The sequence below is a fragment of the Streptomyces sp. PA03-6a genome (genome assembly GCF_033792765.1).
GTDB lineage: Bacteria > Actinomycetota > Actinomycetes > Streptomycetales > Streptomycetaceae > Actinacidiphila.
Map to the genome: position 1 here is coordinate 1 of NZ_JARAVK010000346.1, position 7,501 is coordinate 7,501.

Here is a 7,501-nt window from a genome sequence, read left to right on the forward strand (position 1 = left end):
GGGGACGAGGCGGCCACGTCGGTACGGCCGGTGTCCCCGTCGCCCTTCCCCTCCCCGGAACAGGCGCTGAGGGCGAGGGCAGCGAGGGCGAGGGCGGCGAGCCCGGTGGCGGCGCGGCGGTGCGGGGAGAACGGAGAGAACACGGTGGGTCCCATCGGGTCGGGTACGGGCGGCGTGCACAGGCTCTACGCACCGGACCGCCGCGCGGGTTACACCGGGAATGTCATGGACCGGTAACAACTCCCCGCCGCGCTAACCGGCCTCCCGCAGGGACGCCACCCGCCCCTCGCCGTCGTAGTCGATCTCGAACATCCACCGCGGCCCCCCGGCCAGCCGGCCGACCAGCTCGCCCAGTTGACGGTCCGCGGGCTGCCCGCCCGACAGCCGGCGCGTCTCCACCAGCGTCGTGCTCGGCAGGGTCAGCGTGTGCACCACGCCGGTGGGCGTCGGCCGCCCGCCCGCGACCGCCCGGAGCTGCCGCACGGTGACCCGCACGCTGTCGCCCTGGGCCACCGCCTCGTGGACGTAGCCCAGTTCGCCGGCGTACTCCTCGCCCGGCGCGGGGGCCGGGGGGACGAAGCGGGAGGGCGGCGGCGACGGGGTGACCGCCGCCGGCTGCGGCCCCCGGGCGGTCCCGGCCAGCGCGAGGCCGCCGCCCAGCAGCGCGCAGGCGAGCACGGCCACGACGGACGCCCGTACCGTCCGCGCGCGGCGGCGGCGCTCTTCGCCGCGGGCCCGTACCTGGTGCGCGGCCGCCGGTACGGCCCGCCCACGGCCGGACTCGGCGAGTTCGGTGAGGAGCCTGCCCAGCTCGGTCCCGTCAGCCATGCTTCCCCTCCGGAAGTCGGCCCGCCCCGGGGTCCAGTTCCGTGTGCGCCAGCAACCGCGCGAGCGTCGCCCGCCCGCGGCTGAGGTGCACCTTGACGGTGCCGACCGGGGAGCCGGTCTCGGCGGCCACCTGCTCCACCGGCAGATCGCACAGATGGTGCAGGACGACGGCCCGCCGCTGCCCCTCCGGCAGCTGCCGCAAGGCCTCTACCAGCACCACGTGGTGCGGTTCCGGCGCCGGCACGACCGGGGGCGGGCCCTGCCGGCGGGCCAGCGCCAGCGCTGTGCGCACGCGTCGCCAGCGGCTGACGGCCAGGCGCCACGCCACCGTGCGCACCCAGGCCTCGGGCGCGCCGTGCAGATCGAGTTCGGCCCGGTGCTCCCAGGCCCGGGCGAACGCCTCCTGCACCACGTCCTGCGACTCCGCGAGGTCGCCCGTCATCGCGTACAGCTGGCCGATGAGGCGGCCCACGCTCGCGCCGTAGAAGGCGTCGAACTCACGCTCCCCCATCACGCGCCCCGGAGGGTCCTCCGGCAGTCCCATACCTCATCCCCCGGCCGGACGCCGTGCGTCCGGGCACACACGTGATCAACGCCGCGGGACCATTCTGTTGCCCGGGGCGACCACGCTCAAGCGGCGGCTACGGCGGCTACGGCGGCTACGGCGGCTACGGCGGCTACGGCGTCGTCGCGGCGGGCCCGGCGCCCGTGGTGTGCCGGTCCACGTTGGCCGTCAGCCGGCGCAGCAGGTCCTGTGCGGTCCCGATCTCCTCCCGGGCCAGCCCCATGGCCTCCCCGATCGCCAGCGGCACGGTGCGGATCCGCTCCCGCAGCGCGGTCCCCTCCGGGGTCAGCGCCACCTCCACCACCCGCTCGTCGTCCGCCCGGCGCTGCCGCTCGAGCAGGCCGTGCGACTCCAGGCGCTTGATCAGCGGCGTGAGCGTCCCGTAGTCCAGGTGCAGGGCGGCCACCAGCTCCTTGACGGACACGGTGCCGTGCTCCCAGAGCACGACCATGACCAGGTACTGGGGGTAGGTCAGGCCCGCCGCGTCCAGCAGCGGCCGGTAGACGCCGGTGACCGCGCGCGAGGCCGCGTACAGCGTGAAGCAGAAGTGGTCGTCCAGCAGCAGCGAGGGTTCCGCGGTGTCGCCGTTCCCGGGTGCGCGGGTGTCGTCGTTCACGATTCCCTCCCCCTCCTTGGTCGTCGGTGGTTCTCCCGGCGCACATTGTCGCACCTTCCGTGCGGGCCAGTAACTCGTCCCCGATTGGCTTGCGCACAAGTTAAGTGGACGCTAGATTTCTCGTCATCGCCCGGAGCGGACGCCCCGGACCGACCGCCTGTCCGGCGTGCCAGCCGGGCGCCGTACGCCAAGGAGCCACCGTGAACCTCAAGACCGTCCTCCGCCCCACCCGCAAGACCGTCGCCGTCCTGGGCGCCGCCGCCGGCGTCGCGGCCCTCACGCTGGCGGCCACGGCCCCGGCCAACGCCGCCAAGGCCGCGCACCGCCCGCAGGAGAAGAAGCCCACGGTCGTCCTGGTGCACGGCGCGTTCGCGGACTCCTCCAGCTGGAACGGCGTGGTGTCGCGCCTGAAGCACGCGGGCTACCCGGTCGTGGCCCCGGCCAATCCGCTGCGCGGCCTGGCGAGCGACTCGGCGTACGTACACAGCTTCCTGAAGAGCGTGAAGGGCCCGGTCGTGCTCGTCGGCCACTCCTACGGCGGTTCGGTGATCACCGAGGCCGCGGCCGACTCCCCCAACGTCAAGGCGCTGGTCTACATAGCCGCCTTCGCCCCGGACAAGAACGAGACCGTCACGCAGATCTCCGACAGGTTCCCCGGCGGCACCCTCGGCGAGACCCTCAACGCCGTGCCCTTCCCGCTCCCCGGCGGCGGCACCGGCACCGATCTGTACATCAAGGCCGACAAGTTCCGCGCCCAGTTCGCCGCCGACGTGCCGAAGTCCGTCGCCGAGCAGATGGCCGCCACCCAGCGCCCCGTGGCCGCGTCGGTCTTCGACGAGAAGGCCGCGGGCGCCGCCTGGCGGACCATCCCGTCCTGGGACCTGGTCACCACCCAGGACAAGAACATCACCCTCGCCGCCCAGCGCTTCATGGCCGAGCGGGCCCACGCCCACACCGTCGAGGTCAAGGCCTCCCACGCCGTCTCGGTCTCCCGCCCCGGCGCGGTGACCCGCATCATCGAGCAGGCCGCCCGCTCCACCGTCCGCTGACCCACCCCGCCTACGCCCTCGAAGGCCTGACGGGGTCTTGCGGCGATCGGCGTGGACGCCCCGGACACCGAGGAACGTCGAAGGGCCCCACCGCGACCGGTGGGGCCCTTCGACAAGGTGCCCGGTGAGGCACTGGCGGAGGATACGAGATTCGAACTCGTGAGGGGTTGCCACCAACACGCTTTCCAAGTCTGTTGGTGTATGTGAGCGGGCCGACCGTGGCAGTCCACCACCGTTCAGCCTGGTTCGGCGTAGCGGTTCATCCCTGATGTGGTCCTCAGGTGAACGGGCTTGGACGCCGATGAATGAGACGGAAACTGAGACGGGCTGCCGTCTGGAGTGGAGGGCGGCCTCGGATGCTGGCGGCTTGCTGGCGGGCTGCCGCTGCTTCAGCGATGGCCCCACGCCGATCAGCTTCAAAGGGTAGGACGCCGGCCAGCGACTCCAACGCTGCAGCTATCTGCTCTCGCCACTCGGCGTATGCGTCGCTGTCGCCTTCGGCTGGCCTGAGCCGTTTCACCCTTCGCAACTCTACGAGGGCGGCTTTCAGACCGGGTTCGATGGACCCTGCCAAGATTCCTTCTTGCGTTGTCTTGAGGAGGCAGGCTACCGCGGGCGCTCTGAGCTTGGGAATCACCGGGCCGTCACGGAGGGGGTTGACGCTGACCAGCGCAAACGGCCTCTGGTGATTAATCGCGAGGCGTCGCGCTTGACTGCTCTTGACCGCTGGGATCCGCTCTTTCTGGCACGGATCTGGCACGGGCTTCCATCCGCTCTGACGGGTCGCGTCACCGACCCCGCACCCGACAACACTGTCACCCGAATGGCCCAACATGACGTGCCACTCATATGGGTGAAGATCAAGCTGGCTAGTGCCCCAACCGAGGCAATCTGTGAAAGGCGAACCAAATGCGCATTCGACGAATCCTCGCCGCAGTCTTCGCCACGGCAGCCCTCGCCGGACTCGGCCTCACAGGCGCCGCCACCGCCACCGCCGCCACCGCCGGCGGCGTCACCCCGGCCAGCGTCACCCCGGCCAGCGTCACCCCGGGTGAGTGCACGGACGGCGGCGGAACGATCGATCGGTCGACGCCCGTGCTCCCGACCTGCAGGGGCGGTATGTACGACGGGCAGACGGTCGACTAACCCCCACTAGGGCCCGTTGTGAAAGTGGATCGGCGCCCCGCAGCCACGCGTTGCGGGGCGCTCCCTCGCGAGCGTTCCCCCTCGGCTGACGGCTCAACGTGACGATCGCACACGGGCCCGATGAGGTCGGCGGGAGCGGTTTTGGGTCCAGAGCCTGCCCGATTCGCGACCAGCGTACGGGCCCCGATCTCTCGCCCCATGGCAGCTCCAGCCTAAAACCGTGGAGCCGACCGGGCCCAGCCACCGCGGGCTACCGTCCACCGCTCGGGTGTGGTCGCTACAACTGCGCGGCCGGCGTAGCCGGGCCCGGAGCGGGGCAGAGACAAGAGCGTCGGGCCCGGCGGCGAGCCGGGGCCGCGCGCGGCGAGCGGAGCGAGCCGCCTTGATGAGGTAGAGAAATCTGTAACAGGCCTGGTCATAGCACCCGTTGTCCTGTCTCGGTTGATGGCTACAGTGTGGCTTCACCTGATGCTTGACCCTGCGGCTGCCCCGGTACTTACGGCCATCCTCACCTTGGCTGGGCCGACATCGCTGACCATCGTCGTCAGCCTTCTGTACTTCCCGGAGAGACCAATGGCGGTGACCGGCCTGGGAGCGCACCGCCTGGACCGGCTGGAGCCGGAGCACCTGGAGCGCTTCTACCGGAAGATGCAGGCCAACGGCAGCGCCGCCGGTACGGCACACCACGCCCACCGCACCATGCGTACGGCTCTCGGGGAGGCCCTGCGCCGCGGGCACGTCCCTACGAACGCCGCAGAGATCGCAAAGGCACCTCGCCTCGAAGAAGAAGAGATCGAGCCGTACACGATCGAGGAGATTCAGAGCCTGCTCTTGCAGGCATCGAAGCGACGCAACAGCGCCCGGTGGGTGATCCAGCTCGCCCTCGGGCTGCGACAGGGAGAGGCCCTGGGTCTGCACTGGGAGGACATCGACCTGGAGACCGGATACCTCCGCACCCGCAAGAACCGCCTTCGCTCGAAGTACGCACACGGCTGCGGCGGCGACTGTGGCAGGAAAGCCGGGTACTGCCCCCAGCGCGAGCAGGTACGCCGCGAGTACGAGTCGACCAGGTCCCGGGCCGGCCGCCGCACCATCGGCCTGCCGGACCCGCTGATCAAGCTGCTCCGTCGCCACCTGGAAGAGCAGGAGCGCGAAAGGATCGCTGCCGGCGACGCTTGGCAGGGCACGGGGTACGTCTTCGCGCAGCCTGACGGCTCGCCACTGGTGCCGAACACGGCTACCACCACTGGAAGGAGCTGCTTCAGCTCGCGGGGGTACGGGACGGCCGGCTGCACGACGCTCGCCACACCGCGGCGACGGTCCTCCTTCTGCTCGGAGTCCCCGATGTCGTCGTGGACGCGATCATGGGCTGGGAACCGGGCGGCTCGGCCCGGATGCGCTCGCGGTACATGCACGTGACCGGACCGGTGCTGAAGAACGTGGCTCGCCAGGTCGGCGACGCGCTGTGGAGCTCGCCGGATACCAACTGAGACGGAAACCGAGACGGAGAACGTCGAAGGGCCCCACCGCGACCGGTGGGGCCCTTCGACAACGTGCCCGGTGAGGCACTGGCGGAGGATACGAGATTCGAACTCGTGAGGGGTTGCCCCCAACACGCTTTCCAAGCGTGCGCCCTAGGCCTCTAGGCGAATCCTCCGCGGCAAACATTACTAGACCGGAGGGAGTGCTCGCGAACTCGTTCCCGGGTGATCCGATCAGGTAGGGTGGGCGTAGCCCCTCACGTGGCGCTATCTCGCTGAACTCCCCCAGGGCCGGAAGGCAGCAAGGGTAGGTGGGCTCTGGCGGGTGCGTGAGGGGTCTTTTGCTGCCCGCGGGCCTGTGGGAACGCGGCCCGGGGCGGCCGCGGGGGCCGCCGGTGTGGGGGCCGTCACACGCGCGGGGCCCGGGTGTCGGTGGGGGCCGATATCGTCGTAGGCGTGTCCCTCGCTCTGTACCGCCGCTATCGTCCCGAGTCCTTCGCCGAGGTCATCGGGCAGGAGCACGTCACGGACCCGCTGCAGCAGGCGCTGCGGAACAACCGGGTCAACCACGCGTACCTGTTCAGCGGGCCGCGCGGCTGCGGCAAGACGACCAGCGCCCGCATCCTGGCGCGCTGCCTGAACTGCGAGAAGGGCCCGACGCCGACGCCGTGCGGGGAGTGCCAGTCGTGCCGCGACCTGGCCCGCAACGGCCCGGGGTCGATCGACGTGATCGAGATCGACGCGGCCTCGCACGGCGGCGTGGACGACGCCCGCGACCTGCGGGAGAAGGCCTTCTTCGGGCCGGCGAGCAGCCGCTACAAGATCTACATCATCGACGAGGCGCACATGGTCACCTCGGCGGGCTTCAACGCCCTGCTGAAGGTGGTCGAGGAGCCCCCGGAGCACCTGAAGTTCATCTTCGCGACCACCGAGCCCGAGAAGGTCATCGGCACCATCCGGTCGCGCACCCACCACTACCCGTTCCGGCTGGTGCCGCCCGGCACGCTGCGCGACTACCTGGCGGAGGTCTGCGAGCGGGAGGCGATCCCGGTCGAGGCCGGGGTGTACCCGCTGGTGGTCCGGTCCGGGGCCGGCTCGGTGCGTGACTCGATGTCCGTGATGGACCAGTTGCTCGCCGGTGCGGGCGAGGCCGGTGTGACGTACGCCATGGCGACCTCGCTGCTCGGCTACACCGACGCCGCGCTGCTGGACGACGTCGTGGACGCCTTCGCCGCCGGGGACGGCGCGGCGGCGTTCGAGGTCGTGGACCGCGTGATCGAGGGCGGGCACGACCCGCGGCGCTTCGTGGCCGACCTGCTGGAGCGGCTGCGGGACCTGGTGATCCTCGCGGCGGTGCCGGACGCGTTGGAGAAGGGGCTGATCGACGCCCCCGCCGACGTCGTGGAGCGGATGCGGGCCCAGGCCGGGGTGTTCGGGGCGGCGGAGCTCAGCCGTGCCGCGGACCTGGTCAGCAGCGGGCTCACGGAGATGCGCGGGGCGACCTCGCCGCGTCTGCAGCTGGAGTTGATCTGCGCCCGCGTGCTGCTGCCGGCGGCCTACGACGACGAGCGGTCGCTGCAGGCCCGCCTGGACCGGCTGGAACGCCGCGCCTCCGCCGGTGGTTTCGGGGCCCCCGCGGGCGGCCCGGCGGCCCCGGTCGTGGAGTTCGGCGAGCCGCTCCCGCCCGGCGGCGGCCCCGCCGCGGCGCGCGCGGCGATGGGCGGACCGGTCCGGCCCGCCGAAGCCGCACCCGCCGCCACACCCGCACCCGCACCCGCACCCACATCCACACCGGCCCCGGCCCCGACGGCCGCCC

At 71.7% G+C, this 7,501-nt stretch carries 6 protein-coding genes, 1 tRNA gene, 1 other RNA gene and 1 pseudogene; 5 read left to right on the forward strand and 4 right to left on the reverse strand.

Features of this window, described 5'->3' with window-relative positions; translation table 11 throughout:
- Positions 1-252: 252 nt before the first annotated feature.
- The 3 genes from PV350_RS42340 to PV350_RS42350 form a co-directional block, all read right to left on the reverse strand.
- The gene (locus PV350_RS42340) at positions 253-828 is read right to left on the reverse strand and encodes a hypothetical protein (RefSeq protein WP_499513029.1); all 576 of its coding nucleotides are present in this window, start codon (positions 826-828) and stop codon (positions 253-255) included.
- Entirely contained in the window at positions 821-1,372 is a 552-nt protein-coding gene (locus PV350_RS42345; protein ID WP_499513030.1) for a SigE family RNA polymerase sigma factor, read from the reverse strand. Before PV350_RS42345 ends, PV350_RS42340 begins: the two co-directional genes overlap by 8 nt.
- 133 nt (positions 1,373-1,505) lie before the next feature.
- Positions 1,506-2,009 carry a MarR family winged helix-turn-helix transcriptional regulator gene (locus PV350_RS42350; protein WP_499513031.1) on the reverse strand — a complete coding sequence of 168 codons (504 nt, stop codon included), beginning with the start codon at positions 2,007-2,009 and terminating at the stop codon, positions 1,506-1,508.
- Between the two features lie 200 nt (positions 2,010-2,209).
- Here PV350_RS42350 and PV350_RS42355 point away from each other — a divergent pair, with 200 nt between their 5' ends.
- The 3 genes and pseudogenes from PV350_RS42355 to PV350_RS42365 all read left to right on the forward strand — a co-directional run.
- On the forward strand, positions 2,210-3,058 hold the full coding sequence (locus tag PV350_RS42355; RefSeq protein ID WP_500338715.1) for an alpha/beta fold hydrolase: 849 nt from the start codon (positions 2,210-2,212) through the stop codon (positions 3,056-3,058).
- Positions 3,059-3,967: 909 nt separating this feature from the next.
- Positions 3,968-4,204 (forward strand): hypothetical protein, encoded by a 237-nt coding sequence (locus tag PV350_RS42360; RefSeq protein WP_500338716.1) that lies wholly within the window; start codon positions 3,968-3,970, stop codon positions 4,202-4,204.
- A gap of 579 nt (positions 4,205-4,783) precedes the next feature.
- A pseudogene (locus PV350_RS42365) lies at positions 4,784-5,694 on the forward strand (tyrosine-type recombinase/integrase); the annotation flags it as partial.
- A gap of 79 nt (positions 5,695-5,773) precedes the next feature.
- On the opposite strand, the gene PV350_RS42370 reads toward PV350_RS42365, so the two are convergent.
- Positions 5,774-5,861 (reverse strand) — tRNA-Ser (locus PV350_RS42370).
- Positions 5,862-5,933: 72 nt separating this feature from the next.
- Between PV350_RS42370 and ffs the strand changes: the two genes are divergently transcribed.
- Positions 5,934-6,030: signal recognition particle sRNA small type (ffs, locus tag PV350_RS42375), an RNA gene on the forward strand.
- A 111-nt stretch (positions 6,031-6,141) separates the two neighbouring features.
- On the forward strand, positions 6,142-7,501 hold a 1,360-nt coding region (locus tag PV350_RS42380; protein ID WP_500338717.1), incomplete at its 3' end, for a DNA polymerase III subunit gamma and tau.